Origin of the sequence: Ralstonia sp. 1138 (assembly GCF_040544795.1) — a bacterium.
Lineage (GTDB): Bacteria > Pseudomonadota > Gammaproteobacteria > Burkholderiales > Burkholderiaceae > Ralstonia > Ralstonia flatus.
Genome location: NZ_JBEPKQ010000006.1, coordinates 152,540 through 178,240, shown reverse-complemented (window position 1 = coordinate 178,240; position 25,701 = coordinate 152,540). Strand labels below are relative to the sequence as shown.

General features: G+C 65.8%; 24 protein-coding genes and 1 tRNA gene. 16 read left to right on the top strand and 9 right to left on the bottom strand.

Annotated features, from left to right (window positions below; genetic code table 11):
• Positions 1–61: 61 nt before the first annotated feature.
• Both ABIC76_RS23245 and ABIC76_RS23240 read right to left on the bottom strand, forming a co-directional pair.
• Entirely contained in the window at positions 62–1,384 is a 1,323-nt protein-coding gene (locus tag ABIC76_RS23245) for a DUF3999 domain-containing protein (RefSeq protein WP_354535387.1), read from the bottom strand.
• A complete protein-coding gene (locus tag ABIC76_RS23240; RefSeq protein WP_354535386.1) occupies positions 1,381–4,239 on the bottom strand; it encodes a DUF2339 domain-containing protein in 2,859 nt (952 codons plus the stop codon). Before ABIC76_RS23240 ends, ABIC76_RS23245 begins: the two co-directional genes overlap by 4 nt.
• Positions 4,240–4,411: 172 nt before the next feature.
• On the opposite strand from ABIC76_RS23240, the gene ABIC76_RS23235 reads away from it, so the two are divergent.
• The 5 genes from ABIC76_RS23235 (at position 4,412) to ABIC76_RS23215 (ending at position 7,190) form a co-directional block, all read left to right on the top strand.
• Positions 4,412–4,963 carry a YaeQ family protein gene (locus ABIC76_RS23235; RefSeq protein WP_354535385.1) on the top strand — a complete coding sequence of 184 codons (552 nt, stop codon included), beginning with the start codon at positions 4,412–4,414 and terminating at the stop codon, positions 4,961–4,963.
• Positions 4,964–5,004: 41 nt separating this feature from the next.
• Positions 5,005–5,358 carry an FKBP-type peptidyl-prolyl cis-trans isomerase gene (locus ABIC76_RS23230; RefSeq protein ID WP_012761517.1) on the top strand — a complete coding sequence of 118 codons (354 nt, stop codon included), beginning with the start codon at positions 5,005–5,007 and terminating at the stop codon, positions 5,356–5,358.
• A gap of 64 nt (positions 5,359–5,422) precedes the next feature.
• Positions 5,423–5,498 (top strand) — tRNA-Cys (locus tag ABIC76_RS23225).
• Between the two features lie 136 nt (positions 5,499–5,634).
• Complete coding sequence (locus tag ABIC76_RS23220; RefSeq protein WP_027677921.1) at positions 5,635–6,384, top strand: gamma-glutamylcyclotransferase; 750 nt, start codon at positions 5,635–5,637, stop codon at positions 6,382–6,384.
• A gap of 11 nt (positions 6,385–6,395) precedes the next feature.
• The gene (locus ABIC76_RS23215; protein WP_102064751.1) at positions 6,396–7,190 is read left to right on the top strand and encodes an ankyrin repeat domain-containing protein; all 795 of its coding nucleotides are present in this window, start codon (positions 6,396–6,398) and stop codon (positions 7,188–7,190) included.
• Positions 7,191–7,229: 39 nt separating this feature from the next.
• On the opposite strand, the gene ABIC76_RS23210 is transcribed toward ABIC76_RS23215, so the two are convergent.
• Positions 7,230–8,936 carry a long-chain fatty acid--CoA ligase gene (locus ABIC76_RS23210; protein WP_102064750.1) on the bottom strand — a complete coding sequence of 569 codons (1,707 nt, stop codon included), beginning with the start codon at positions 8,934–8,936 and terminating at the stop codon, positions 7,230–7,232.
• A 211-nt stretch (positions 8,937–9,147) separates the two neighbouring features.
• On the opposite strand from ABIC76_RS23210, the gene trxA reads away from it, so the two are divergent.
• The 4 genes from trxA (at position 9,148) to ABIC76_RS23190 (ending at position 11,588) form a co-directional block, all read left to right on the top strand.
• Entirely contained in the window at positions 9,148–9,993 is an 846-nt protein-coding gene (gene trxA, locus ABIC76_RS23205) for a thioredoxin (protein WP_102064749.1), read from the top strand.
• Between the two features lie 10 nt (positions 9,994–10,003).
• Positions 10,004–10,669: a DsbA family protein gene (locus ABIC76_RS23200; RefSeq protein WP_354535384.1), complete on the top strand. Its 666-nt coding sequence runs from the start codon at positions 10,004–10,006 to the stop codon at positions 10,667–10,669.
• 81 nt (positions 10,670–10,750) lie between these two features.
• On the top strand, positions 10,751–11,167 hold the full coding sequence (locus ABIC76_RS23195) for a bacteriohemerythrin (protein ID WP_354535383.1): 417 nt from the start codon (positions 10,751–10,753) through the stop codon (positions 11,165–11,167).
• A 97-nt stretch (positions 11,168–11,264) separates the two neighbouring features.
• Positions 11,265–11,588: a thioredoxin family protein gene (locus tag ABIC76_RS23190; protein ID WP_004629440.1), complete on the top strand. Its 324-nt coding sequence runs from the start codon at positions 11,265–11,267 to the stop codon at positions 11,586–11,588.
• Positions 11,589–11,600: 12 nt separating this feature from the next.
• On the opposite strand, the gene tcdA is transcribed toward ABIC76_RS23190, so the two are convergent.
• On the bottom strand, positions 11,601–12,503 hold the full coding sequence (tcdA, locus tag ABIC76_RS23185; protein WP_354535382.1) for a tRNA cyclic N6-threonylcarbamoyladenosine(37) synthase TcdA: 903 nt from the start codon (positions 12,501–12,503) through the stop codon (positions 11,601–11,603).
• A gap of 81 nt (positions 12,504–12,584) precedes the next feature.
• On the opposite strand from tcdA, the gene ABIC76_RS23180 reads away from it, so the two are divergent.
• Positions 12,585–14,882, top strand: a complete 2,298-nt coding sequence (locus tag ABIC76_RS23180) for an AsmA family protein (RefSeq protein WP_354535381.1) — start codon at positions 12,585–12,587, stop codon at positions 14,880–14,882.
• A 21-nt stretch (positions 14,883–14,903) separates the two neighbouring features.
• Here the strand turns inward: ABIC76_RS23180 and ABIC76_RS23175 are convergent, their stop codons facing one another.
• From ABIC76_RS23175 to ABIC76_RS23165, 3 genes are read right to left on the bottom strand one after another with little or no spacing between them, the layout of a single operon-like run.
• The gene (locus ABIC76_RS23175; RefSeq protein WP_354535380.1) at positions 14,904–16,187 is read right to left on the bottom strand and encodes a c-type cytochrome; all 1,284 of its coding nucleotides are present in this window, start codon (positions 16,185–16,187) and stop codon (positions 14,904–14,906) included.
• A 1-nt stretch (position 16,188) separates the two neighbouring features.
• Positions 16,189–17,799, bottom strand: a complete 1,611-nt coding sequence (locus tag ABIC76_RS23170) for a GMC family oxidoreductase (protein WP_354535379.1) — start codon at positions 17,797–17,799, stop codon at positions 16,189–16,191.
• Positions 17,799–18,284 carry a sugar dehydrogenase complex small subunit gene (locus tag ABIC76_RS23165; RefSeq protein ID WP_027677930.1) on the bottom strand — a complete coding sequence of 162 codons (486 nt, stop codon included), beginning with the start codon at positions 18,282–18,284 and terminating at the stop codon, positions 17,799–17,801. The genes ABIC76_RS23170 and ABIC76_RS23165 overlap by 1 nt, the downstream gene beginning before the upstream one ends.
• A gap of 206 nt (positions 18,285–18,490) precedes the next feature.
• Between ABIC76_RS23165 and pdxH the strand changes: the two genes are divergently transcribed.
• From pdxH to ABIC76_RS23150, 3 genes are all read left to right on the top strand, one after another.
• The gene (gene pdxH / locus ABIC76_RS23160; RefSeq protein WP_206275640.1) at positions 18,491–19,129 is read left to right on the top strand and encodes a pyridoxamine 5'-phosphate oxidase; all 639 of its coding nucleotides are present in this window, start codon (positions 18,491–18,493) and stop codon (positions 19,127–19,129) included.
• 194 nt (positions 19,130–19,323) lie between these two features.
• A complete protein-coding gene (locus tag ABIC76_RS23155; protein ID WP_102064740.1) occupies positions 19,324–20,544 on the top strand; it encodes a class I SAM-dependent methyltransferase in 1,221 nt (406 codons plus the stop codon).
• Positions 20,545–20,548: 4 nt separating this feature from the next.
• The gene (locus tag ABIC76_RS23150) at positions 20,549–21,634 is read left to right on the top strand and encodes a DUF72 domain-containing protein (RefSeq protein ID WP_354535378.1); all 1,086 of its coding nucleotides are present in this window, start codon (positions 20,549–20,551) and stop codon (positions 21,632–21,634) included.
• 15 nt (positions 21,635–21,649) lie between these two features.
• Here the strand turns inward: ABIC76_RS23150 and msrA are convergent, their stop codons facing one another.
• Positions 21,650–22,210 (bottom strand): peptide-methionine (S)-S-oxide reductase MsrA, encoded by a 561-nt coding sequence (gene msrA / locus ABIC76_RS23145; protein ID WP_354535377.1) that lies wholly within the window; start codon positions 22,208–22,210, stop codon positions 21,650–21,652.
• A gap of 180 nt (positions 22,211–22,390) precedes the next feature.
• Here msrA and ABIC76_RS23140 point away from each other — a divergent pair, with 180 nt between their 5' ends.
• The gene (locus ABIC76_RS23140; RefSeq protein WP_027677934.1) at positions 22,391–22,969 is read left to right on the top strand and encodes a flavin reductase family protein; all 579 of its coding nucleotides are present in this window, start codon (positions 22,391–22,393) and stop codon (positions 22,967–22,969) included.
• A 126-nt stretch (positions 22,970–23,095) separates the two neighbouring features.
• Here the strand turns inward: ABIC76_RS23140 and ABIC76_RS23135 are convergent, their stop codons facing one another.
• On the bottom strand, positions 23,096–23,620 hold the full coding sequence (locus ABIC76_RS23135) for an Lrp/AsnC family transcriptional regulator (RefSeq protein ID WP_354535376.1): 525 nt from the start codon (positions 23,618–23,620) through the stop codon (positions 23,096–23,098).
• 148 nt (positions 23,621–23,768) lie between these two features.
• Here ABIC76_RS23135 and kynB point away from each other — a divergent pair, with 148 nt between their 5' ends.
• Together kynB and kynU are read left to right on the top strand one after the other, a co-directional pair.
• Positions 23,769–24,398: an arylformamidase gene (kynB, locus tag ABIC76_RS23130; protein ID WP_354535375.1), complete on the top strand. Its 630-nt coding sequence runs from the start codon at positions 23,769–23,771 to the stop codon at positions 24,396–24,398.
• Positions 24,399–24,447: 49 nt separating this feature from the next.
• Positions 24,448–25,701 carry a kynureninase gene (gene kynU / locus ABIC76_RS23125; RefSeq protein WP_316884452.1) on the top strand — a complete coding sequence of 418 codons (1,254 nt, stop codon included), beginning with the start codon at positions 24,448–24,450 and terminating at the stop codon, positions 25,699–25,701.

The window sequence follows — 25,701 nt, the reverse complement described above, 5'->3', positions numbered from 1 at the left end:
GGCCGCTCTGCCAAAAAAAAAACGGCGCCCAGGTGGCGCCGTTTTCTTTGAGCGATGGGGATTACGTTGACGCATCCGGCGGCACGGCCGGCGCGCGGAACAACCGCCACGCCATGCCGCCCAGCACCGCCACCGCGGCCAACAGCGCGCCCCACAGCACCCACTGACGCTGGCGGCCGCCCGGCGGCTCGGCCTTGAGCGCATCGGCGGGGGAATCGCTCATCGCGCCAAGCTGTGCCTGCGCAATCGCGGGCGACGCACCTGCCAGCAAATCCGCGCGTGCGATCGGATTCCCGCGCGCCACTTCCGCCACCGCCAGCGTGAACGGCACATTGCCGCGCGCCGCATACGTGATCGTGGCCGGACGCCAGCCGATCGCCAATTGCGGCGCGCCGGCACCCAGGCCACCGCTGCGCGTGTCGACCTGCAGGCGCCAGTAGCGCTCGCCCGTGGCAGGCACAGTGATGGCCGCGTTCTCCTGCTCGCCCTTTCCGTCCGCTCCAGCCAGCCGGAACAGGCGCGCAGACGTCACGGGTCGCCAGGGCGCCTGGGCATCGGCACGCGCGTACAGCGTGGCCTGCGCGACGGTGTTGGGCTGCGGCAGATGGATCTTCACGCGTTCGACCGGGAACACGCCGCCCGTATCAAACTGGTAATCGCCGGCGGCTGGCGTCTGCACTGGCGCCAGACCTGAGCGCCACTGAATGGCGCTGTCCGCCAACGCGACCGGCGCGCCGGCCGCCACCTCCGCGCGGACGGCATCCGGCGCAGGGGGCTTGCCCTGCCAGGTCAGACGCAGGTATTTCGCCCGCAGCCCGGTGAACTCGATGCGATCCTGCACCAGCGTGCTGCCCTGGTTGGACAGGCGGAACAGCGTGGCCTGGGCGACCGGGCTCCAATGCTGCAAGTCATCGCTGGCCTGCACGCTCACGCCGCTCTGGAATTCCGCAGCGGGCAGCGCCACGACCAGCGCGGTCACCGTGTCCCGAAGCTGGCTGAGGTCGACGACCCATGCGCGCACAGAGGCCTGTGATGGCTGCACGCCCGTCGCACGCAGCACGCCGTCGGTGCCGAGCACGACACCGGCGGCGCCGGGCGTCTGCGCATCATCGATGGGCGTGGCAAACCAGTGCACGTCGTGCAGCGTGCGAGCCTGCGGCGCCGGGTCGCGCGGGATGTCGACGGTGAACGGCACGGGCTCGCCGTCGCCGTTGAGGATGCGCAGGTCGGCGAGATTGGCCTCGCGCGCATGGGCATAGACGTCTTCGCTGAGCGTGACGGCGTAGTAAGGGGCGCCGGGCGTGCCCGTCAATGCAAAACGCTCGGCCCAGGCCGGCGCAGACAACAGCGACGCCACGGCCATCGCAAAAGCAACCTTCTTCACAGAACCTCCCCGGTTTCAGCTTGGGCGCTAGTTTTGGGCTTTGGCGGCAACGGCGACAGATAGCCGATCAACAACAGCAGCACGCCAATCCCGATAAACGACACGATGCGCTCGACACCTGTCACGCGCGACAGATCGAACAGGAACAGCTTGACCACCGTCACGCCCAGCAGCGCTCCGCCGGTGAACCACAGCGCGCGGCTGGCGCGCCGCGTGGCAAACACCATCACCGCCAACGCCAGCACCGTCCAGAACATCGACAGCGACGCCTGCACCAGCATCGAGGCGCCCAGATCGTCCAGTGTGTAGGGCACATGCGCCCAATGGTGCAGCGTGCGCAGCAGCACCGCGTTGGCCCAGATAAAGAGCGTCGCGCCGATGGCGTAGCCGATCACCATCGGCTCGGGGACGAGCTTCTGTAGCGCTACGCGGCGCATCCACAGCGCGATGGCAAGGAACACCAGCAGTTGCGCCACGTCCAGCGGGTTGAGAATCGGCAGGTAGAACAGCGGCGCGGCATTACCGTCGCTGGCAGCGCTGGCGAGGCTCCACAACCACAGCAGGGCAGCCAGCGGTGCGGCGCCCCACAGCAGATAGGCGCGCTCGAAACGGGCAATCGGCCAGCGGATACGCCAGCCTGCACCTGCCAGCAGGGCGAGCAACGCGCCGTAGGCATAGGCCCAGGCGGCGAAGCTCCACGTGCCCTCGGGCACGTAGGCGTCGAGGCGCCAGTAGCCTTCCGTGGCCAGTACGCCGCAGATCAACCAGAACAGCACGGTATGCAGCGGCGCGAGGAGGTTGTCTTTCACGTCGCGTTCCTGGCGACGCAGCAGCACGAAGGCGAGCACCACGGCGGCAATCCACACCAGTCCGCCCCAGCCGGCCAGCGGCGACGGCGCCCAGTGTTCGATCGCAGCCAGCGAAATCAGCGCCAGCGCCGGGGACAACGCCAGCGCAGGCCACTCGGCCAGTGCCCAATCGAGCTTGCGGCGCAGGCCGTGTGCAGCCCACGCCGTCAGCACGGCAAAGGCCGCGTACAGCGGAATGTCCGGCCGGTCGACGGTCTTGGTGGCAATGCGCCAGGCCCAGCGGTCGATCTCGTTGCTGCCGCTACCGAGCCACCACAGCAAGCCCCACGCCGACGCAGCAATGCCGAGCACCGGCGCCGCCTTCAGCCACGCACGCGCCTCCGCCTTGCCGTGCAGGCGCCAGCCACTGAAGACGCCCGCCAGCGCAATCAACACCCCGCCGATATAACGGCTGTTGAGCACGGCCCAGCTGTGCTGCGGAGCCCAGTCGAACACGGCATCCACGGCGAAGGCGGCGCCGGCCGCGAGTTGCAGAAGCAGGCCTGCTGCCAGCGCCAGCCGCCGCTGCTGGCGCACGCCCAGCCACACCACGGCGGCACCTTCCAGGGCCCACACCGCGCTGGTCGTGCGTCCATCGAAAGCCAGCGGGATTGCCAGCGTGATGAAGATCACACCCAACGCAAACATCGCTTCGTACAGCAGGCCGAGATTCGCTCGTTTGGGCGCCAGCCAGCCCGCAATCGCCAGATAGAACGCGGCCAGGGCGGTGGCGCTCCACGCCATCGCAAACGGAATGTGGTGCACCAGCCCCGCCTGCAACCCCATCGCCACCAGCGGCGTGCCGAACACCAGCGTGCCGTCAACGTAGTGTTTGAGGCTGACATGGCGGCGCAGCGCGGTCAGCAGCGCAATGCCCACATACATCAGGAAGAAGAGGATCAGGAACGGCTCGGTGCTCGCCAGCAACGACGGCTGATAGCGCAGCACGCCCCAGGCCGTGGCAATGCCGAACGTAAAGACGAAGCCGAGCAGATTCAGCGCTCGCCACGCCCGGAACCACGCAATGGCGAAAATGCCCGCGTTCAGCAGCGCGTAATAGCTGAACAGCGCCACGTGGCTGCCTTGGCCCGTCGAGATCAGAATCGGTGCCAGGAAGCCGCCTGCACTGCCCGTAAAAGCGAGCGCCGGCGCGTTCTGCTTGACCGCCAGCCCGGCGGCCAGCGCGCAAATCAGCACCAGCAGCGGAAACGCCATCCCCGGGCTGAGCAGCGGCACGACGCGCGTCGCTGCAAACACTGTCAGATACAGGACGCCGACCCCGCCACCCTGCAGCACCAGCGCATAGCCCGGGCGCTTCTCGCGCAGGCGCCAGCCGATGCCCAGCAACGCGATCGCCCCGACCGCCACACCGGCCAGCCGGAATTCAACCGGCAGCAGGCTGTTGTCCGCCGCGTACTTGAGCAGGAACGCCACACCGAAGAACAGGATCAGGATGCCGACCCGCACCACGCTGTTGCCGCCCAGCAGCCAGTCGCGGGCGGCGCCGACGGCGCGCTCCACCCAATCGGGCTCGTGCGGTGCCAAGACGGGCACGGGTTGCGCAGCAGGTTGAGGCATCGGCGGCGGAACCGCACCCTGCGGCGCAGGCACGGGCACCGCAGGCGCCTCCACGGACGGCAATGCCTCGGCCACGGCCGGTGGCACCTCTGCGGCTGCCTGCTCCACCTCGGCAGGCGCGACGAACGTTCCGCCTCTGATTTCGGCCAGTTGCCGGCGCAGGAGCGAAACCTCGTGCTCGAGCCGGGCCACACGCTCCTGCAGCGTCGCGGGCGGCGACATGGCTGCCTGGGGGGCCGCATGGTCAGGCGCCGTGCCCGTTGCGCCGGCGCCGTCGGGCGGATTGGCCCACTGCGCGCTGGCCCGCTTGTCCATGTACAAGATCAGCGATGCCAGTCCCAGACCGATCAATGCCCCAAAGAACGCCCCGACGACGCCCCCCGACAGGCCTCCGAGCAACAGACCCACGATTCCGAATATCCAACGCATCGTTCTGATTGTCCTGGTTTGGATAGGAAAAACATGCGCCGACTAGCGCACGCACCGCTCGTATACCGCAAACAGCCGCCGTTGGGAATGCGCCCGGCCGATGCCGTCAGCTTCATCGGCCCGTGCGACAATGCGCGCTTTGCCAAAAACGGCCCATCCGCCGACCACCCGCATGGCCCTGAAATCCACGATCTACAAGGTCGATCTGCAGATCGCCGACATGGATCGCCACTACTACGCCAACCGCGCGCTGACCGTCGCCCGCCACCCGAGCGAGAACGACGAACGCATGATGGTGCGCGTGCTCGCCTTCGCCCGCCACGCCAGCGAAACACTCGCCTTCACACGCGGCCTGTCGGAGCCCGACGAGCCCGAACTCTGGCAGCGCGACCTGACCGACGCCATCGAGCTGTGGATCGACCTCGGCAACCCCGACGACACGCGCATCCGCAAGGCCAGCAACCGCGCGGAGCAGGTCGCCGTCTATACATATAGCGGCAACGCCAGCCGCGTGTGGTGGCAGCAGACCGAAAGCAAGATCACGCGCTTTGCCAACGTGTCGGTGTACGAAGTCGCCGCCGACACCGTGGCTGCGCTGGCCGCCATGGTGGAACGCACCATGCGTCTGCAGGTCACCATCCAGGACGGCGACATCTGGGTCGCCAACGACGCGGACAACGTCCACGTCCAGCTCGAAACCCTCAAGGCCGCAACCGCTGCCTGAGCCTGTTCCCTTATCACCCACGCCACTCCACGAGGCTCATCATGACCATCGAAACCACCGCAAGCGGCCTGCAATACGAAGATGTCGTCGTCGGCGACGGCGCTGAAGCCACGGCCGGCAAATACGTCACCGTGCACTACACCGGCTGGCTCTACGAAAACGGCCAGGCCGGCAAGAAGTTCGATTCCAGCAAAGACCGTAACGACCCCTTCGCCTTCCACCTGGGCGGCGGCATGGTCATCAAGGGCTGGGACGAAGGCGTGCAAGGCATGAAGGTCGGCGGCACGCGCAAGCTGATCATCCCGGCGGCCCTCGGCTACGGCGCACGCGGCGCGGGCGGTGTGATCCCCCCGAACGCAACGTTGCTTTTTGAAGTCGACCTGCTGGAAGTCTGATCCTGCGCTAGAATCCGCCCCGGCTTGCGATGCGTCACACGGCGCATCGCAAGCCGCCTCCCCCGGCGGGGTGGCAGAGTGGTCAATGCTGCGGCTTGCAAAGCCGTATAAGACGGTTCAATTCCGATCCCCCGCCTCCAGTTTTCCGGCTGCGCACGCTTCACCGTTGCGGCCGCGCCATAGTCAAGCCTCCCCCTACACGCGCAACGCCCTGTTTCCGGGCCATCGGCCGTCCGCCCGCGTGACCACTCTTGACGATTGCTCTATGCTTGCGACATGGCCGTCACCCGAGAGGATCTCGAACAGAACCGGTTGCGCGCCGCCCTGGGTGATTCGCCCGTCGCGTCGTCGCTGCTGACCGAGGCTGCGCTGGAAGCGTCGCTTGCATCGACGCTCGCGCGGTTGTCGGCTGCGCCCGGCGAATGCCAGGACGCCTGGGTGTTCGGGTACGGCTCCTTGATCTGGAACCCGATGATCTTTCACACCGAGGCCGCACGTGCCACGGTGCACGGCTATCACCGCGGCTTCTATCTCTACTCCCGCATCAACCGCGGCACCTGGGACAACCCAGGGCTCGTACTCGGCCTCGACCGGGGCGGCAGCTGCCGGGGCGTGGCGTTTCGCGTACCGCGCGACCATGCCGAGCATGAATTCCGCGTGCTGTGGCGCCGCGAAATGCTGACCGGCGCGTACCTCCCCCGCTGGCTGCCGACCGAGATCAACGGCAAACGCGTCCTGGCGCTGGCCTTTGTCATGAACCGCGCGCACGAAGCGTATGCCGGCCGCCTGCCCGACGAGCGCGTGGTCGGCTGCCTGCGCAACGCGGTCGGGCTGTACGGCCCGGCACGCGAATACCTGCAGCGCACGCTGATCGGCCTGGCCAGCAACGGGCTGCACGATCCGTATCTGGACCGCCTGTGGTCGCGCCTGCAGGCGACCGACGCGGCAAACGGCCCCTGCGCCACGACCGATGCAACGGACGCAACCGACACCGCGCCGCTGCCGGATCCCTATCTCAGCGCCTGAACCTGCCCGCCATGCTCATCGCCCCGCATCCAGCGCTCAACCAGCTCATCGGCGTCATGCTGGGGATGGCACTGGCTGTAGGCGACATGGCCAACGCCTGGCAGGAGCAGCATCTGCCCATCCTGCATGTGGCGGCCAGCGCCGGTGCGAAGGTTGCGCCCAGCACGACACGCACGCCCGACGCACGCCCCGCCCGCCGCAGCGACCCGGCCACGCGTGATCGCGACCTGATCCTCGCCGCACAGGCCGGCAACACGATGGCTATCCAGGCATTGCTCGCCGAAGGCGCCAGCCTCAAGGCGCGCGACGCCGATGGCCGCACGGCGCTCATCGCTGCCGTCATGGCGCATATGGGCGCGGCAGCACGCCTGCTCATCCAGGCCGGCGCCGACGTCAACGTGCAGGACAACACGCAGAACAGCGCCTTCCTGCTCGCTGCGGCCCAAGGCGATGCGGAAACGGTGCGCCTGGCGCTCTCGCATGGCGCCAACCTGCGCGCCACCAACGGGGACGGCGACACCGCGCTCATCCCGGCTGCACGCCGCGGCTATGTCGAAGTCGTCAATGAACTCGTGAAGGCCGGCGTTCCGCCCGATGCCACCAACAACCTGGGCCTGACCGCGCTGATCGAAGCCGTGGCGCTGGGCGATGGCAGCGACAAATACGAGAAGACCGTGCAACTGCTGCTTGACGGCGGAGCGGACCCGAACCTGGCCGACCGCGGCGGCGTCACGCCGATGCGGCATGCGCGCCAGCGTGGTTTCCACGGCATCGGCGCACTGCTCTTCAAGGCGCGCGGGCATTGAAAAAGGGGCCACTCGGGCCCCTTTCTCTTGCTGCGCTCTTTAGGCAGCGGCCGGTTTCTCGGCTGCTTCATTCCTTGCGTTTTCCTGCTCCTGCAGCGTGCGCCACATCACCTTGCCCGTGCCGGACTTGGGCAGCGCATCCACAAACTCGACCACGCGCGGGTACTTGTAGGCCGCCATGTTGTCGCGCGCCCAGTTGATGATGTCGTCTTCGGTGGTCTTGCCCTTGGCGTGGGCCTTGAGCACCACCACCGCCTTGACCGACTCGCCGCGATACGCGTCGCGCGTGCCGATAATGCACGCCTCCTGCACGTCGGGATGCTTGTACAGCAGGCTTTCCACCTCGGCCGGCCACACCTTGAAGCCCGACGCGTTGATCATGCGTTTCAGCCGGTCGGTGAGGAAAAAATAGCCCTCTTCGTCCATCTTGCCGAGATCGCCCGTGCGGAAGAACTTCTTGCCTTCGAATTCGATGAAGACCTCGGCGGTGGCCTGAGGCTTGCCCCAGTAGCCCAGGAACACCTGCGGGCCGCTGACAATGATTTCGCCCACCTCGCCCGGCGGCAATTCCTTGAGCGTCTGCGGATCGACGATGCGCGCATCGGTGTTGAACACGGGAATGCCGAGACACTGCTGCTTGGCGCGATCGGCCGGATTGCTGTGCGTCGGCGCGATGGTCTCCGACAGGCCGTAGCCTTCCTGGTACGCCAGGTTGAAATCCTTCAGCAGGCGCTCGGCCACGGCCTGCGGCATCGCCGCGCCGCCGCCACCAATGTAGGCAAGGCTCGACAGGTCGAACTCCGCCAGTTGGGGGCTCGCCAGGAAGTCGATCACCATGGTCGGGATGTTCGTCCAATGCGTGATCTTGTAGCGCGAGATCAGCCGCCCCGCCACTTCGCGATCCCAGCGCGGCAGCATCACGACCGTCGAGCCCATGTAGATCGGCGCATTCATGCCGTACTGCATGCCGGTCACATGGAACAACGGGATGATCGACAGGCTCACGCCCTCCTTCGTCCCGTTCGACCACATCGAGCCACCGACGATGTTGTGCATCACCGTGCGATGCGGGTGCATGCAGCCCTTCGGGAAACCCGTCGTGCCGGATGTGTATGGCATCACGGCCAGGTCGTCGGGTCCAGCGGTGTGCGGGCCGGGCACAAGGCGCTGCGCGAGCACGTCGTTCCATGCAACGGCGCCAGGCTGCGCCGGATGCTGGGCGGTGATCCATGCGGGGGGCGCGTCTTCGGGATATTCGTAGGTGGCCGGCAGCGCATCGGCGTACGACGTAACGAGCAGGTGCCGCGTGCGCTGCGCTTCCGGCAAGTCGGCGTTGGCGGCGGTCACGTTAGCGGCCAGATCGGCACTGCAGATGACCGTGGCGGCGCCCGCGTCGGTCACGTAGTGCTTGAACTCTTCGGGCCGGTTCATCGGGTTGACCGGCACGACCACCGCATCGGCGCGCAAGATGCCGTAGTACGCGGCCATGAACTGCGGACAGTTCTGCATGTACAGCAGCACGCGATCGCCCTTTTGCACACCCGCCACCTGTTGCAGCCAGCCAGCTACGGCCACGGCATCGTCGTGCAGTTCCTGGAATGTCGTGTGCCGACCGTAGAAGATGACGGCATCCTTGTCCGGATAGCGTCGGGCAGACACTTCCAGGTTGTACCAAAGGCTCGTTTGCGGCGAGCTGATGTTGTGCGGCAAACGGCGGGGCCAGAACTGGAAGTGCGGTCGTGTCATGCCATGTCTCCGTGAATCTGTGTGTTGTTTTTACCGGATGGTATCCGAACGATCGTTCTATTTTCAACCGTTGCTCTGACATACGTCATTGCGGTGCCCACACCGCACCGCAGCCGGCCTCGAAACGGCCCGGTCCACCCCCAAGTAAAATGGCTGATACCTCTCGCCGGCGCCTATGCCGGCGCCATTGCCCCTCAGGAGAACCCCGACGATGAGCGACATCACCTCGCAGAATTTCGCGCAAGAAGTGATCGAGACCTCTCGCCAGATCCCGGTGCTGGTCGATTTTTGGGCGCCATGGTGCGGCCCCTGCCGCACATTGGGTCCGATGCTGGAAAAGCTGGAAGCGGAATACGCCGGCAAGTGGAAGCTCGCCAAGATCAACTCGGACGAAAACCCCGAGCTTTCCGCCCAGTTCCACGTCCGCAGCATCCCGTACGTAGTGGCGTTCGTGGATGGCAAGCCGGTCGACCAGTTCGTCGGGGTTTTGCCGGAAGCGCAATTGCGGGCGTTCCTTGACCGCGTGATCCCGCAACCCGCGGAAGTCGCCTATCGCGAAGGGCTGGCCGCGAGCCAGGCCGGTGAAACTGCCCACGCGCGCGAAGCATTCCAGAACGCCCTGGCCTTCGACCCCGGCTTCGACGCCGCGCGCTTTGCGCTGGTGAACCTGCTGCTCGACACCGGCGACGCGCATGCCGCGCAGGACGAATTCGCATTGCTCTCGCCCAAGGCGCCGCAGGACGAGCGCTATGCTCCGCTGCAAACGCGCCTGCGGGCCACCGAACGGGCCGACACGCTGCCCGATGCCGGTGCCCTGCGCACGGTCGTGGAAGCGCAACCGGACAACCTGCAGGCCCGGCTCGACCTGGCGCAGCAGTACATCGCCGGCCAGGATTACGAAGCGGCCCTGGAGCAATTGCTCGCCATCGTCGAGCGGGATCGCGCCTTCCGCGACGACATTGCGCGCAAGACGATGGTCTCGGTATTCGACATGATGCGGGACGCGCCCCAGGCGGTATCACACTGGCGCCGGCAGCTCGCGTCCAAATTGAATTGAGGCAGCCATCATGCGATTGATCTACGTGGCCGATCCGATGTGTTCGTGGTGCTACGGCTTCGGCCCGCAATTGGCTGACCTGCGCAAGCGGCTGGGGGACACGCTGGGTGCGCCGGTGCCGCTTACGGTCATCACGGGGGGCCTGCGCCCCGGCCAGCGCGAGCCGATGGCCGCCGACAAGCGCGACGAAATCCTCCACCACTGGCATGCCGTGGCCGAGCGCAGCGGCATGCCGTTCGACCAGTCGCCCCAGGTGGCCATGCGTCGCGACGGCTTTGTCTATGACACCGAACCCGCCTGCCGCGCCGTCGTCATGGCGCGCGAACACTGGGCCGAGGACGACGAACGCGTGCTCACCGTCTTTCAGGCGATCCAGCACGCTTTCTACGCTGAAGGGCGCGACACCACACAAGCCGATGTGCTGCGCGACGTTGCGCTGGCCCATGGCGTTAAGGCGGAACACTTCGATGCCGTGTTCGATACGGATGCGCTGCGCGATGAAACACGCGAAGACTTCCGACTCTCGCGCCGCTGGGGCATCAATGGCTTCCCGAGCCTGCTGGCGGAACAAGGCGGCACGCTGTACCAGATCGGGCGTGGCTATGCGCCATCGGTGGCGCTCTATGCGCGGGCGGTGGAAGTGCTGCAGCAGCATCCCGCCCCGGACGCCGGCTAACAGGTTTGCCCGTCGTCAAACTGCGGCGCGGTGTACCTCACTTAAGCTGATCGCCTCGCCCATCCCATTTCCCAGCCTGCCATGCCCGTGATCGAATGGTCAGAAGCGCTCCAACTCGGAGACGCCGCCACCGACGCCAACCACGTCGAGTTCTGTGCGCTGCTCAATGCCGTTGCAGATGCGTCGGACGCGGAGTTCATCCACGCACTCGACGCCTTCATCGACCACACCGAGCATCACTTCGCTGAAGAAAACGCCTGGATGGACGCGGCCGACTTTCCCCCGCGTCACTGCCATCGCGGCGAACACGACAACGTGCTGGCGCTGTGCCGCGAAGTGCGCAAGCGCGCCGCGGCCGGTGAGATGGAACTGGGCCGTCGGCTGGTGGCGGAATTGCCCGCCTGGTTTGCCCAACATGTCGACATGATGGACCGCATGATGACGACGTATCTGGCGCAAATGGGCAGCCCGCTGCGCAATATCGAGCCCGTCGCCTGAACACAGGTTGTCGACCGGCGGTCTGCTGCCTAGAGTCAGAGTGGCCCTGCCCGCAGGCCTTCGTTGCGCGGGCGTCCACTCCACCCTGGGAGCGCCCATGAAGACCGTCAACGATGCCTCGTTTCAATCCGATGTGATCGACGCCTCGCAACGCAACCCGGTGGTGGTGTGCTTTGCCGCAGAGTGGAGCCATCCCAGCCAGTCCGCCGTGGCCAGCCTTGAACAGATGGAATCGAGCTACGCCGGACGCGCCACCTTCGTCACCATGGACTTCGACGAAAACCAGCACACCGCCGATCGATACGGCGTGTCGGTCATGCCGGGTTTTGTGGTCTTTGCCAACAGCCAGCCGCGAGACGGGTGGTCGGGCGTGTACGCCGACACCATCCGCGAAAAGCTGGATCAGGTCATCCCGCGATAAGGCCGCACGCCGTCACACGCCGGCGATCGCGCGCAGCGCCGTTGAGGCGGCCACCATCCCGAACACCGCCGTCACACATACGGACGAACCAAACCCCGCGCATGCCAGGCCCTGCGGCCCTTGCGCCGGCTGCGGCGCGGGCGGCGCGTTGACCACGGCAATGTCGCCCGCCGCCGCAAGGTCGTGGATGCCGGCGTGGCTCGACTCAACGGGCAACTCGACGGCGCACGCCTGCTGCTCGGGTTCCGGGTAGCGCAGCGGCTCGTCGGAGAACACCGCGTCGATACCGAAACGCGACTTCGGGTTCTTCGAAAAGCCGTGCTGGCGACGCAGGTTGCCGCGCACCTTGGCCAGCAGGGGGTCTTGAATCGTGCGCGAGAGATCTGTCACGCGAATGCGTGTGGGGTCCAGTTGCCCACCCGCGGCGCCGCACGTCACGACGCGCTTGCCGGTGCGTTTGCAGAACGCGATGATGGCCGTCTTCACCTTCACAGCATCGATGGCATCGATCACGTAGTCGAACGGGTGGCCGAGCAATGCCTCGACGTTTTCGACGGTCACGAAGTCGTCGATACGGCTGATTTCGGCGCGCGGATTGATCTGGAGCATGCGCTCGGCCATGGCGTCGACCTTGGCCATGCCATACGCGTCGCCCAGCGCGTGGATCTGGCGGTTGGTGTTGGACACGGCAATGTGATCGAGGTCGATCAGCGTGAACTTGCCGACACCGCAACGCGCCACCGCCTCAGCCACCCACGACCCCACGCCGCCGATGCCGATCACGCACACGTGCGACGCCGCAAACCGCTCGAGCGCCTGCGGGCCGTACAACCGGGCGACGCCGCCAAACCGGCGTGCGTATTCGTCATCGAGGATGGGCGGGTGCGCGGGCGCGCTGATTGCTACTTGGCTCATGACACAATTGAATCGTGGTTGCGCCGAACTATATATCAACGCGCGCGGTCGCATTTTTGTGCCAATACCAACAAAAACACGATGCGTACATCCGGCAAACTCGCCCTCGGACTGGTCATCACACCCGTCGTCATCGTGGCAGCGGCGGTCATCTTTGTGCTGACGTTCGACTGGAACCGCGCCAGGCCCTATCTGAATGACCGCGTCTCGCAAGCCATCGGGCGCCCCTTCGCCATCAACGGCGACCTGATCCTCACGTGGAAGAAGCCTCAAGGCGAATCCGGCTGGCGCGCGTATGTGCCGTGGCCGCGATTGATCGCCAACGACATCACGGTCGGCAACCCGGACTGGGCCAAGCAACCGCACGTTGCCACCATCCATCAACTCACGTTTGTGCTGGAGGCGCTGCCGCTGCTGGCGCATCGCATCGTGATCCCGAGCGTGACGCTCGACACGCCCGCCATTGCGCTGGAGCGCGACAAGCAGAACCGCAACAACTGGACGTTCAACCTGCCGGGCAGCGAGGGCGACAACAAGAAGCCATCGGATTGGAAACTGGACCTGCGGGAGATCGCATTCAGCAAGGGCTCGCTGGTGCTGGACGACGACATCAAGCGCATCCACCTGGCCGCGACCATCGACACCGTCGACAACCAGGCGCTGTACACCGCCGCCAACGGCACCGTCGTCAAGAGCGCGGACCAGCCCCCCAAGGTGCCGGCTGCTTCGGGCGCAGCAGCTTCCGACACTGCGGCGCAGATGCCAGTCGCGCCGGACCCCCAGCAGCCTTACGGCATCGCATGGACGGTCAAGGGCACCTACAACAACGCCACCATCAACGGCACCGGCAAGGCCGGCGGCGTGCTCCGTCTACAGGACGCCCAACGTCCTTACCCGCTGCAGGCCGATGTGACGGTCGGCAAGACGCGCATCGACCTGGCTGGCACGCTCACCAACCCCGCCAGCCTGACGGCCCTCGATTTGCGCTTGCACCTGTCGGGCGCAAGCATGGCGCAGTTGTATCCGCTGACCGGCGTGGTACTGCCCGACACACCGCCGTTTGACACGCGCGGCCGCCTGATCGGCGAACTGCGCAAGCAAGGCTCGACGTGGCGCTACGAGAAATTCACGGGACGCGTGGGCGGTTCCGATCTGGGCGGCACGCTCACTTATGCGATGCGCGAGCCGCGTCCGCAATTGACGGGCGAGCTGGTCTCGCATCAATTGCTGTTTGCTGACCTCGCGCCCATCATCGGTGCCGACTCCAACGCCAGCAAGGCCAAGCGCGCCGACCCGAGCGCCGACCCCGGCGACAGCAAAACCGTGCGCCAACCCGCCGACAAGGTCCTACCGGTGGAGCCCTTCCGCACCGATCGCTGGAACGCCATCGACGCGGACGTGAAGTTCACCGGCGAGCGCATCGTCCAGACCGCCGACCTGCCGATCAACCACCTCGTCACACACATCAAGCTGCAGGACGCGGTGCTCACGCTCGATCCGCTCAACTTCGGCATTGCGGGCGGCACGCTCACGTCCAATATCCAGCTCGACGGACACGCCACGCCGATGCAGGCGCGCGCGGCGCTGGCGGCACGACACTTCAAGATCAAGCAACTGTTTCCGAAAATCGAATCCGTGCGGGCCAGCGTGGGTGAGATCAACGGCGACGCTCGGCTCTCGGCGACGGGCAACTCGGTGGCAGCGCTGCTCGGTTCGTCCAACGGCGAGGTCAAAATCCTGGTGGAGCAAGGCACCATCAGCAAGTTCATCCTGGAAGCCATGGGGCTGAACGTCGGCAACGTGATCCTGACCAAGCTCTTCGGAGACAAGCAGGTCACCATCAATTGCGCCGCCGGCGACTTTGCCGTGAGCAACGGCCTGGCGCAGGCGCGCACGTTCGTGGTGGATACGCAGGATGCCGTCATCGATGTGACCGGCGCGACGAGCTTCAAGCAGGAAGCGCTGGACTTTACGATCCACCCGGATTCGAAGGGGCTGCGCGTGTTTTCGCTGCGCACGCCGCTGTATGTGAAGGGCACGTACAAGCATCCGGATGTGTCCGTCAATCCAGCCGTCGTGGCGCTGCGGGCAGGCGGTGCAGTGGCGCTGGCGCTGACGGCGCCGGTGGCGGCGGTATTGCCCGTTCTGGAACTGAAGCCGGCGCCGGAGAGCGCCTGCGGCAAGCTGCTCGCCGACGTTCGCCAGCGCCCCACCGCGCCGCCACCCGGCCAGACGTATCACAGCAAGAAGCCGGGGCGCACGCCGGAAGGCGAGTTGAAGTCGACACAACCCGACGCGGGCAAGACGGTGGCGCCCCAGCGTCCTGCACCCCGCCCCGCCCCACCCGCGTCGCGCGATCCGCTGACCACCGGCGGCTGACACGCCGCCGGCACGGTGGCGCTACTTGGCTGAGCGCCGTTTGGCGATGGCTTCCGCGGTCACCGCCGGCGTGGCGGGGTCGCCAAACTGGTGCGTGACGTAGTTCGTCAGCGCAGCGAGCTGTTCATTCGACAGTTCGCGCCCGAACGCCGGCATGCCGATGTGCCGGTCGCCCGCCTTGCGCTCAATGCCGAACAGAATGACCTGCACGAGGTTGGTCGTATCCCGTGTGCCGACCGTGGAGTTGTGCAGCAGCGGCGGGTAGTAGCCGTCGGGCGTGCCGCGTCCATCGGCTTGGTGACACGTGGCGCAATTGCCGAGATACAGGCGCGCGGCGTCGATCGTGGTCTCGATGGGCTTGCCGCGCAGCGTCGTCACATCGGTGGCAGGCTTGCCCCAATCCTGCCGTGCGCGTTCGAGGTTGTTGCTCACCGCAGGCACCGTCCGCAGATATTCGGCGATGGCCTGGACGTCCTGCATCGTCATCTTCGAAAAGCTGTGCTGCACCGCTTCGCCCATCGGCCCGGCGGCCTGTGCCACGCCGGGCACGCTGCCGGTGCGCAGGTATTGCACCAGCTGTTCGGGCTTCCATGCGCCGATGCCGCTCGTGGGGTCCGAGGTGATGTTGAACGCTGTCCAGCCGGCCAGCGTCGAGCCCGCCAGATAGCCGCTGCCGCGCTCGTCCAGCGCCTTCTCCTGCATGGCAAAACCGCGCGGTGTATGGCACGTACCGCAGTGCGCCAAGCCCTGCGTGAGGTACGCACCGCGATTCCATGTCGGCGACTTGTCGGCCTTCGGAACGTACGGCTCGCTCTTGAGGAAGATGAGGTTCCACAGCTTGAGCGGCCAGCGCATGTTCAGCGGCCAGCGGATCGTGCTTTGTGGCGGGTCGTTCTGCACGGCCGGCACACCGTTGCGGAAGTACGCATAAAGATCGCGCATGTCCGCATCGCTGATCTTTGCGTACGACGGATACGGCATGGCCGGATACAGGTTGTTGCCGTCGTCGTCCACGCCCTTGCGCACGGCGCGCTCGAATTCTTCGTAGGTCCATTTGCCGATGCCGGTCTTCTCATCGGGCGTGATGTTGCTGCTGTAAATGGTGCCCAGCATCGGAATCTGCATCGGCAAGCCACCGGCAAACGGCTTGCCGCCGGGCGCCGTATGGCAGGCCGCGCAGTCCGCCGCAATGGCGAGGTATTCGCCGCGTTTGATCTGTGCGGTGTCGGCCGGGGTGTCCTTCGCCCAGGCATTGGCTACCAGGCCGGTCAGCAACAGCAGCGAAAAAGAAGCGATCGTTTTCATCTCACGCCTCCTTCTTCAGTTGATCGGCGATCCGCAACGCCAGCGCCGCGATGGTCAGCGTCACGTTCACGGTGCCCACCGTCGGCATGGTGGAACTGCTGCTGATGAACAGGTTCGGGTGGTCAAACGTCCGGCAATCCTTGTCGACCACGGAGTCTTTCGGATCGGCACCCATGATCGTGGCGCCGGTGATGTGATTGTTGGGCGCGAAGTCGTCGTGAAACTCGACATGGGTGCCGCCCATCACCTGCGCCGCCGTTGCGTAGACCTCGCGTGTATGCACGGCGCTGCGTTTGACGTAGTCGTCGATGTGGTACGTGATCTCCGGGCGCGGAATGCCAATGGCGTCGACCTCAGTCGCGCTCGGCACGATGCGGTTTTCCGGCAGCGGCAGGATCTCGTGGAAACTGTCGAACTGCACGTAGCGCGCGGCCTGGTCGCGGATGCGCGCATCCAGTTCGGCGGGCTTGATGAGCTTGCCTTCCTTGAAGATGCGCTGCGTCTCCTGCTCGATGCGCGAGATATTCGACAGGTGCAGCTTCTTGCCGGCCTGCGTGGCGCGGAACGGCCCGTCACGAAAGCCGATCAGCGAGGTCATTTCCTGCGGCCCGCGGCCCGGCCACAACTTGCGGTCGGCATAAAAGCTCACGCCGGTGCCGGGGTGGTCCATCAGGTTGCGCCCGACCATGTCAGAACTGTTGCCAACGCCCTTCGGAAAATCCTGGCTGGTCGACATCAGCATCAGCTTGGGCGTTTCGATACCGTTGGCGGCCAGCACGAACCATTTGCCTTCCACGCGGTGCTCGGCGCCTTTCGCGTCTTTGTAGCGCGCAGCCACGATGCGCTTGTTGGGGCCGACCTCGAGCTTGAAGACCACGGCGTTCTCGATCAGCCGCGCGCCGGCCTGCTCGGCTTTCTCCACGTGGACGATGCCGTTGTACATCGCACCGATCGGGCAGATCGGCATGCAGTTGTTGTTGCCACAGCAGGTCGGCCGGCCGTCGTACGGGCGGCTGTTGCGGGCCACGGGTTCGGTCACCACGTGGAAGCTCGCGTCGTGCGCGTTGAGTGCATCCTTGATCGTGCGTTCACTGAATGACAGCGGAAGCGGCGCCATGGGATACGGCTGGCTGCGCGGCGAGCCGAGGTCTTCGTCGTTCGGGCCCCATACGCCGAGGGCCTCTTCAGCCAGGCCGTAATAGCGCTCAAGATCCTGATACTGGATCGGCCAGTCGCGCGCGATGCCGTACACGCTGCGCAGCTTGAAGTCGTTCGGCAGAAAGCGCCACGTCGATGCGGCCCAGTGCCACGTCGTGCCGCCTACCGCGCGAATGTATTGCGAGTTGAACTGATGCTCGCCCTTGAGCACGAGGTAGTTGTTGGGCGGGCCATATTCCGGATGCGGCGCCCATGGCGTCGACGGATATGGCGCCATGAAATCCATCTTGTCGGCCTGGTTGCGAAAGCGCTCGACGATCTCCCAGCGCGGCAGGCGCGGGCCGGCTTCGAGCATCAGCACCGACTTGCCCGCGCGGGCCAGTTCGTACGCCACCAGCGCCCCGGCCACGCCGGAACCCACGACCACGATATCGGCTTGTTGGGTATCGGCCATCAGGCTTGCCTCTCGACAGGGGGCTCGGCCCAGAAGCCGGGCTGGTTCGGGCAATACGTGCGGATGACGAGCGTGTCGGAGACCACGCTGTACATCAGCGCCTGCTCGTACGTAACGACATTGCCGTCGACCACACCCAGGTACCACGCTTCGAGAATCTGCAGCGCCGTCTTCTGCTGTGCGTCGGACAGCGAGCCCGCTGCCAGTGCCTGTGCCAGCGGCCGTAATTGCGCGGCAAAGTCGGCGCTGGATTTGCCCAGCGCGGCCAGCAACCGCGTGCCCACGCCGCGATCCAGCGCGGGCCGTGCCGTCAGCGCCTGTGACAACGCCATGAATGCATCGAGCGATTCAGTCGGGGCCTGGGCGACTGCACGCAGCACCTGCGAGCCTGCCAGCCCGGCCGCAGCCAACGCGAGCGTGCCCTGCAGCCACTGGCGGCGCGTCAGACCAGCGGCGGTGTCGGGAACATGGGAACGGGGGACCATTTCGACATCCTGTTGAAATTTTTGTGGCAGACATGGCAAGCGCCGCAGCCTGATGCCCTTGACTAGCCAATATAGGCGGCGCAGAACGGATCGCCAGCCCCCGGCGGCAAGCGCAAACCGTGCCAGCCCCCTTTGCGCGCGAGCAAATAACGGCAGGCGGTGTTTGTCTATACTCGGCCCGTTCGCATGCCGCATTCGCCACGCCCATGACCTCCATTGCCGATATCCGCACCGATTACGCCCGCGCTTCGCTCGACATCGCCGACGTCGACGCCAACCCCCTGCGCCAGTTCCGCCGCTGGTTCGACGAGGCCCTGAAGGCCGAGATCGCTGAAGTCAACGCCATGACGCTCGCCACCGTCGACCCGCATGGCCAGCCGTCGGCCCGCATCGTCCTGCTCAAGAACCTGGACGAGCGCGGCTTCACCTTCTTCACGAACTACGCCAGCCACAAGGGCGAAGAACTGGCCGCCAACCCCCGCGCAGCGCTGCTGTTCCACTGGATCGGGCTGGAGCGGCAAGTGCGCATCCAGGGCATCGTCGAAAAAGTGAGCGATGCCGAAAGCGACGCCTATTACCACTCGCGCCCGCTGGGCTCCCGTCTGGGCGCCTGGGCCTCGGAGCAAAGCAGCGAGGTGCCCGATCGCGCCACGCTGGAAGCGCGCGAAGCCGAATACCGCCAGCGCTTTGGCGATGCGCCGCCGCGCCCGCCGCACTGGGGCGGCTACCGGCTGCTGCCGGAGCGGCTCGAATTCTGGCAAGGCCGCCCATCGCGCCTGCACGACCGGCTGGAGTACCGCAAACAGGCAGACGGCAGTTGGGCGATCGTCCGCCTCGCCCCATAGCCGGACGGGCCGGCGCAATGGGTTATTGCGCATTGCGCCATGCCGGCACGGCGCTTGCTGCCAAGCGATTGGCCCGGCACGCGCCCCTAAGACCCGCACAGCACAATGGGAAAGTTTGTCGTAAGCTAATGTGATCCGTTCGGGCCGCAATCCGATGGCCGTCCCGAACACCTGCACATCAGGGAGGCGTCGACATGTTTTTCCAACAGGCGATTGACCGCAAGCTCGAGCAGTGGATCCACGACATCCGCGAGTCTGCCAACCTTCCTGTGCGCCTGCGGTTATGGAACGGTGATCAATACGAACTGGGCCGCTTCGAGCAGCCCCGCGTCACGCTCACCGTGCGCGAAGCGAGCGCCCTGCCGCTGCTGCTTTCCCCGACCCTCAACAATCTCGGCGAAGCCTACGTCCAGGAGAAGATCGACCTGGACGGCAAGCTGGCCGACATCATCAACGTGGGTTACAGCCTCGCCTCTGCGGCGGCAGTCAGCAGCGGCAATGCGCTGGCCCGCGTGGTGCGCCACTTTGCCCACACCAAGGAAGGCGACAAGGAATCGATCCAGTACCACTACGACGTTTCCAACGACTTCTACAAGCTGTGGCTGGACCAGAACATGGTCTACTCCTGCGCCTACTTCGAGAACGGCGATGAAACGCTCGACGAGGCGCAGCTCAAGAAGATCGACCACATTCTCACGAAGATCCGCCTGCAGCCCGGGCAAACGCTGCTCGATATCGGCTGCGGCTGGGGCGCGCTGGTGCTGCGTGCCGCGCAGAAGTACGGCGCGCGCTGCCTGGGCGTGACGCTGTCGCAAAACCAGTACGACCTCGCCACCGAACGCGTGCGTGCTGCGGGCCTGCAGGACCAGATCGAAATCCGTATCCAGGACTACCGCGACCTGACCGGCAAGTTCGATCGCATCACGAGCGTCGGCATGTTCGAGCACGTCGGTCGCAAGAACCTGCCGGGGTATTTCCGCCGCATGCACGACCTGCTGGCCGACGACGGTATCGCCATGAACCACGGCATCACGTCGTCCGATCCGGCCGGCGGCGAAAGCTCGATGGGCGGCGGCGATTTCATCGACCGCTACGTCTTTCCGCAAGGCGAGCTGCCGCACATCTCGCTGGCACTGAGCGCCGCCCAGGATGGTGGCCTGGAAGCGCTTGACGTCGAAAGCCTGCGCCGCCACTATGCGCGCACGCTCGAGCACTGGGCCGAGCGCTTCGAGACCAACGGCGAAACCATCCGCGCGATGGTGGGCGAGAAGAAATACCGCATCTGGCGTGTCTACCTGGCCGGCTGCGCACACGCTTTCGACGCCGACGAAATCTCGATCTTCCAGACCGTGCTGCAGAAGGCCGGCAAGTCGGCGACGTCGATCCCGTGGTCGCGCCGCTATATCTACGCGTAACCATTTGACCGCCAGTTCCCCCATCGACGATCTGTTCGGCGCGCCGCCCGCCCCAAGCGACAACGCGACCGCCGAACCCGGCACCTCCGCTCCGAAACCCAAACGCTCGCCCGCGCGACAGGGCGTGCAGCCGGCCGTGATTGCGCCCGATGTGGTGGCACTCGCGCAGCGCTTGCCGCGCGACCTGCGCATCGGCACTTCGTCGTGGTCGTATCCGGGCTGGGACGGGCTGGTGTATGCGGGCGAATACTCCGATTCGATGCTCGCGCGCAAAGGCCTGGCGGCGTATGCCCAGCACCCGCTGCTGCGCACGGTCAGCATCGATCGCGGGTTCTATTCGCCGATCCCACTGGCGGACTACGTCGCTTATGCGGCCAGCGTGCCGGAAGACTTCCGCTTTGCGGTCAAGGCGACCTCCGCGGTATGCGACGCGTGGATTCGGGAATCGGACGGGCGCGGCCGCATGGCCAATCCCGCCTTCCTGAATGCTGAATTTGCCATCCGCGACTTTGTCGAGCCCGCCACTCGCGGGCTTGGCGTGCGGTGCGGGCCGCTGGTGTTTCAGCTCTCGCCACTGGGGGCGCTGGCCGAAGATGCGGCCGGCTTTGTGGAACGGCTCGAGGCGTTCCTGGCCGCGTTGCCGCCACTCGATCCGCAACTCAATCCCGACGCCGTCTACACGGTGGAATTGCGCGACGCCACGCTGCTCACGCCGCGCTTCATCAAGATGCTGCGCGCCGCAGGCGTGCGTTATTGCGTCGGCCTGCATGAGCGGATGCCGGCCGTGGACCGGCAAGCCGCGGCCGTTGCGTTGCTGGATGAAGGCGCGGGCGGCCCGCTGGTGGTGCGCTGGAACCTGAACAGCCGCTATCGCTACGCACAAGCCGAAGCGGCGTACAAACCGTTCAACAAGCTCGTCGATGAAGACCCGTTCTCGCGCGAGACGCTGGCCGACATGGCCGTCGCCGCGCTGGCGGCCGGGCGCAAGGTGACGATCCTGGTCAGCAACAAGGCGGAAGGATCGTCCCCGCTGTCGTGCATCAAGCTGGCCGAGGCCATTGCCGCGCGCCTGCCGGCGGACGCGGCGTAGCCTCGGCGCTCTTTCTCAGCCCTGCAAGCGGTGCGCGAACTGCTTGCGGAACTTCGCCACCTTGGGCGAGATGACGAACGCGCAATAGCCCTGGGCCGGGTGGTCGCGGAAGTAGTTCTGGTGCTCGTCCTCGGCACGCCAGAACGTCACCTTGCCGTCAGCGGCATCCACCAGCTCCGTCACGATGGGCGCTTCAAAAATGTCGCTGGCGCCCAGTTCGGCAATGGCCGTGCGCGCCGTCGCCAGTTGCTCGGGCGTTTGCGCAAAGATGGCCGAGCGGTATTGCGGGCCGACATCGTTGCCCTGGCGGTCGACCGTGGTCGGATCGTGAATGGCGAAGAAGATGTCCAGAATCTCGCGATACGGAATCACGGTCGGGTCGAACTTCACGGCGACCACTTCAGCGTGGCCGGTATTGCCGTTGCAAACAGCGCGGTAACTCGGGCGATCGACATGGCCGCCGGCATAGCCGGACACCACGCTCTGCACGCCTTGCACCTGCTGGAACACGGCTTCGAGGCACCAGAAGCAGCCTCCGCCCAGGACGGCGGTTTCAAGGGCGCGTTGTTCAGTCATTCGGTTTCTCCTGCATTGATTGGGCTGCCATTGGTCGGCCGAAGACGCCAATCCTGACACAGTCGCCATCATGTGGACGCAGCATCACGCAAAGCCCTACGTCCGGGCGGCCTATCGGTCGTCCGTTACAATTGCGCATTACTTTCGGTAGTTTTCATGGATCAACACGGAGCCATTCCCATGGATGCGCGCGACAGGGAATCTTCCGCGCGCGAGGCGTCGTCACATCGACGCCCACATGGCCGCGCCACCCCGCCCGACTTCGATGCCGCGCATTTCCGGCATGCCCTGTCCCAGTTTGCGACGGGCGTGACGGTGGTCACCACGCGCTCGGAAGGCCGGCCAGGAACCCCGGCGTTTGTCGGCGTGACGGCCAGCTCGTTCAATTCGGTGTCGCTGGACCCGCCGCTGGTGCTGTGGAGTCTGGGCATGCAGGCGAATTCATTCCCGCTGTTCCACGCCGGCTCGCACTACGTCATCAATATCCTGGCCGCCGAGCAGCTGGACCTGTGCAAGCGCTTCGCCACGCTCAAGGGCGACCGCTTTGCCAACATCGACTACCGCCTCAGCCCGACCGGCCTGCCGATCCTCGCGCAATCATTGGCCTGGTTCGAATGCCATAACCGCAGCCGATACGACGAGGGCGATCACGTCATCTTCGTGGGCGAAGTCGAGCGCTGCGGCGTCGTCGATGCGGAGGGTGCGCCGCTGGTGTTTCATCGCGGCGCGTTTTCGTCGCTCACCCGCCTCGGCGACTGAGTCGCCGTCATGCGGCGGTAACGTCCTGGCCATGGCCCGCTTCAGTCGACAAGACACGGGCCACTATCCACTATCCGCGCATGCTTGCAGCGGGGCATTGACCCACGCCAGCAGGCGGCGCGCTCGTTAGCCCTTCCCGCGCTTGCCCGTCGCCCCGCCTTCCAGCGGGCGCACGCCACGCGCGTCCATCAGCAGCGCGAGACCGCCCTCGCGGTCCTTGATGGTGCGCAAGACGATATTCGAGCGGATATCCATCACGCCGGGCGTCTTGTACAGCCGCTCGATGATGAATTCCGAGTAGTGCTGCAGATTCGGCGCCTGCACGCGCAGGATGTAGTTGCAATCCCCGGTGATGATGTAAGCGGCCACGATCTCCGGCCAACTCTGCACGGCGGCCATGAAGGTCTCGTGCCAGCCCGTCACGTCCTGGCGCATCGACACCTGCACGATGGCTTCCAGCTCCAGGCCGAGCGCGGCACGACCGAGTTGCGCCCGATACCCCGTGATGGCACCGCCGTCCTCGAGCATCCGCACGCGCCGCAGGCAGGCCGACGGCGACAACGCAACGCGCTCGGCCAAGTCCTGGTTGCTGATTCGGCCGTCTTCCTGCAAGACCTGCAGAATGCGCAGATCGGTGGTATCGAGTTGCATCCTTCGTGTTTCCTTGCGTCATCTTGTTGTTGCTTTGCATTTTATGCGAATCCATCGAGACGACACGCACGATTATGCAAACCCATTGCGCACGGATTTCCCTATCATTTCGGCACGGATTCACCGATTTTCTTGCCCTGGAGCCGCCTTGGAACGCACTTTGTGGGACATCAGCCCCGCCCTTTCGCCCGCCACGCCGACGTGGCCCGGTGACACGCCGTTTTCGCAGGAAATTGCGTGGAAGCTCGAAGGTGACTGCCCGGTCAATGTCGGACGCATCACGCTCTCGCCGCACACGGGTGCCCATGCCGATGCGCCGCTGCATTACCGCGCGGACGGCGCTGCCATCGGCGAGGTGCCGCTGGACGCGTACCTGGGCCCGTGCCGCGTTATCCACTGCGTGGGCGTAGCGCGTGTCGAGCCCGAGCACGTGCGCGATGCATTGACCGACGCACCGCCGCGCGTGTTGCTGCGCACGTACGCACAGATGCCGCAGACCGCATGGGACGACAACTTTGCCGCCGTTGCGCCCGAGACCATCGCATTGCTGGCCGCGCACGGCGTCAAGCTCATCGGCGTCGACACCGCCTCGCTCGATCCGCAGACGTCCAAGACCATGGACGCGCATCACGCCGTGGGCAAACACGGCCTCGCCATCCTGGAAGGGCTCGTGCTCGACGACGTGCCCGCCGGCGATTACGAACTGATCGCCCTGCCACTCAAGTTCGCCACGCTTGATGCGAGCCCGGTGCGCGCCGTGCTGCGCAGCCTGCCCTGATCGATACATCGACAGAACACCAACCGTTTTTTCTTCGCCCCCAATTCACATGACCATCACCCGCAACTCCTGCGTCGAACGCGACGCGGCCGATCCGATCGCCGCGCTGCGCGACGCCTTTGCGCTGCCCGACGGCGTGATTTACCTCGACGGCAACTCGCTGGGCGCCCGCCCGAAAGCGGCGCTCGCACGCGCGCAGGAAGTCGTCGCCAACGAATGGGGCGATGGCCTGATCCGCAGCTGGAACCAGGCTGGCTGGTTTGAACTGCCGCGCCGCCTGGGCAACAAGCTCGCCCCGCTGATCGGTGCACGCGAAGACGAAGTCGTCGTCACCGACACCACATCGATCAACCTCTTCAAGGTGCTGGCCGCCGCGATTCGCGTGCAGCGCGAAGACGCACCCGCCCGCAAGATCATCGTGTCGGAAACGCATAACTTTCCGACCGATCTGTACATCGCTGAAGGGCTGGCCGACCTGCTGCGCGACGGCTACAAACTGCGCCTGATCGACTCGCCGGAAGAGCTGGAAGGCGCGTTGGGCGACGACGTCGCGGTCACGATGCTGACGCACGTGAACTACAAGAGCGGGCACATGTACGACATGGCCGCCGTCTCGGCACTCGCGCACAAGCACGGCGCGCTGGCCATCTGGGATCTGGCACATTCAGCTGGCGCCGTGCCCGTCGACCTGCACGCAGGCGGCGCGGATTACGCGATCGGCTGCACCTACAAATACCTGAATGGCGGCCCTGGCTCGCCGGCCTTCGTGTGGGTGGCGCCTGCGCTGCGCGAGCGCTTCTGGCAGCCGCTGTCGGGCTGGTGGGGCCATGCGCGGCCGTTCGCGATGGAATCGCGCTACGACGCCGACGCAGGCATCGGCCGCTTCCTGTGCGGCACGCAGCCGATCACGTCGATGGCGATGGTCGAATGCGGGCTCGACATCTTCGCGCAGACCTCGATGGCCGCCCTGCGCGCCAAATCGCTGGCGCTTACCGATCTCTTCATCACGCTGGTGGAAACGCGCTGTGCAGGCTTTCCGCTCACGCTCGTCACGCCGCGCGACCACGCCATCCGCGGCAGCCACGTCAGCTACGAACACCCCAACGGCTATGCGGTGGTGCAGGCACTGATCGCGCGCGGCGTGATCGGCGACTACCGCGAGCCGCGCATCATGCGCTTCGGCTTCACGCCGCTTTACACGAGCTTTGCCGATGTGTGGGATGCCGTGGAAATTCTGCGCGATGTGCTCGAAACCGGCGCATGGCAATCGGCCCAATTCAACGAACGTACGCTGGTGACCTGA

Bases quoted from the DNA above. Each gene is read 5' to 3' on its own strand.
- ABIC76_RS23155 (WP_102064740.1), top strand. From the start codon at position 19,324: ATGTTTTTCCAACAGGCGATTGACCGCAAGCTCGAGCAGTGGATCCAC.
- tcdA (WP_354535382.1), bottom strand. From the start codon at position 12,503: ATGAGCCAAGTAGCAATCAGCGCGCCCGCGCACCCGCCCATCCTCGAT.
- ABIC76_RS23220 (WP_027677921.1), top strand. From the start codon at position 5,635: ATGGCCGTCACCCGAGAGGATCTCGAACAGAACCGGTTGCGCGCCGCC.
- ABIC76_RS23170 (WP_354535379.1), bottom strand. From the start codon at position 17,799: ATGGCCGATACCCAACAAGCCGATATCGTGGTCGTGGGTTCCGGCGTG.
- ABIC76_RS23165 (WP_027677930.1), bottom strand. From the start codon at position 18,284: ATGGTCCCCCGTTCCCATGTTCCCGACACCGCCGCTGGTCTGACGCGC.
- ABIC76_RS23230 (WP_012761517.1), top strand. From the start codon at position 5,005: ATGACCATCGAAACCACCGCAAGCGGCCTGCAATACGAAGATGTCGTC.
- ABIC76_RS23135 (WP_354535376.1), bottom strand. From the start codon at position 23,620: ATGCAACTCGATACCACCGATCTGCGCATTCTGCAGGTCTTGCAGGAA.
- ABIC76_RS23175 (WP_354535380.1), bottom strand. From the start codon at position 16,187: ATGAAAACGATCGCTTCTTTTTCGCTGCTGTTGCTGACCGGCCTGGTA.
- ABIC76_RS23180 (WP_354535381.1), top strand. From the start codon at position 12,585: ATGCGTACATCCGGCAAACTCGCCCTCGGACTGGTCATCACACCCGTC.
- kynU (WP_316884452.1), top strand. From the start codon at position 24,448: ATGACCATCACCCGCAACTCCTGCGTCGAACGCGACGCGGCCGATCCG.
- ABIC76_RS23235 (WP_354535385.1), top strand. From the start codon at position 4,412: ATGGCCCTGAAATCCACGATCTACAAGGTCGATCTGCAGATCGCCGAC.
- trxA (WP_102064749.1), top strand. From the start codon at position 9,148: ATGAGCGACATCACCTCGCAGAATTTCGCGCAAGAAGTGATCGAGACC.
- ABIC76_RS23200 (WP_354535384.1), top strand. From the start codon at position 10,004: ATGCGATTGATCTACGTGGCCGATCCGATGTGTTCGTGGTGCTACGGC.
- ABIC76_RS23240 (WP_354535386.1), bottom strand. From the start codon at position 4,239: ATGCGTTGGATATTCGGAATCGTGGGTCTGTTGCTCGGAGGCCTGTCG.
- ABIC76_RS23215 (WP_102064751.1), top strand. From the start codon at position 6,396: ATGCTCATCGCCCCGCATCCAGCGCTCAACCAGCTCATCGGCGTCATG.
- ABIC76_RS23195 (WP_354535383.1), top strand. From the start codon at position 10,751: ATGCCCGTGATCGAATGGTCAGAAGCGCTCCAACTCGGAGACGCCGCC.
- ABIC76_RS23190 (WP_004629440.1), top strand. From the start codon at position 11,265: ATGAAGACCGTCAACGATGCCTCGTTTCAATCCGATGTGATCGACGCC.
- pdxH (WP_206275640.1), top strand. From the start codon at position 18,491: ATGACCTCCATTGCCGATATCCGCACCGATTACGCCCGCGCTTCGCTC.
- msrA (WP_354535377.1), bottom strand. From the start codon at position 22,210: ATGACTGAACAACGCGCCCTTGAAACCGCCGTCCTGGGCGGAGGCTGC.
- ABIC76_RS23210 (WP_102064750.1), bottom strand. From the start codon at position 8,936: ATGACACGACCGCACTTCCAGTTCTGGCCCCGCCGTTTGCCGCACAAC.
- ABIC76_RS23140 (WP_027677934.1), top strand. From the start codon at position 22,391: ATGGATGCGCGCGACAGGGAATCTTCCGCGCGCGAGGCGTCGTCACAT.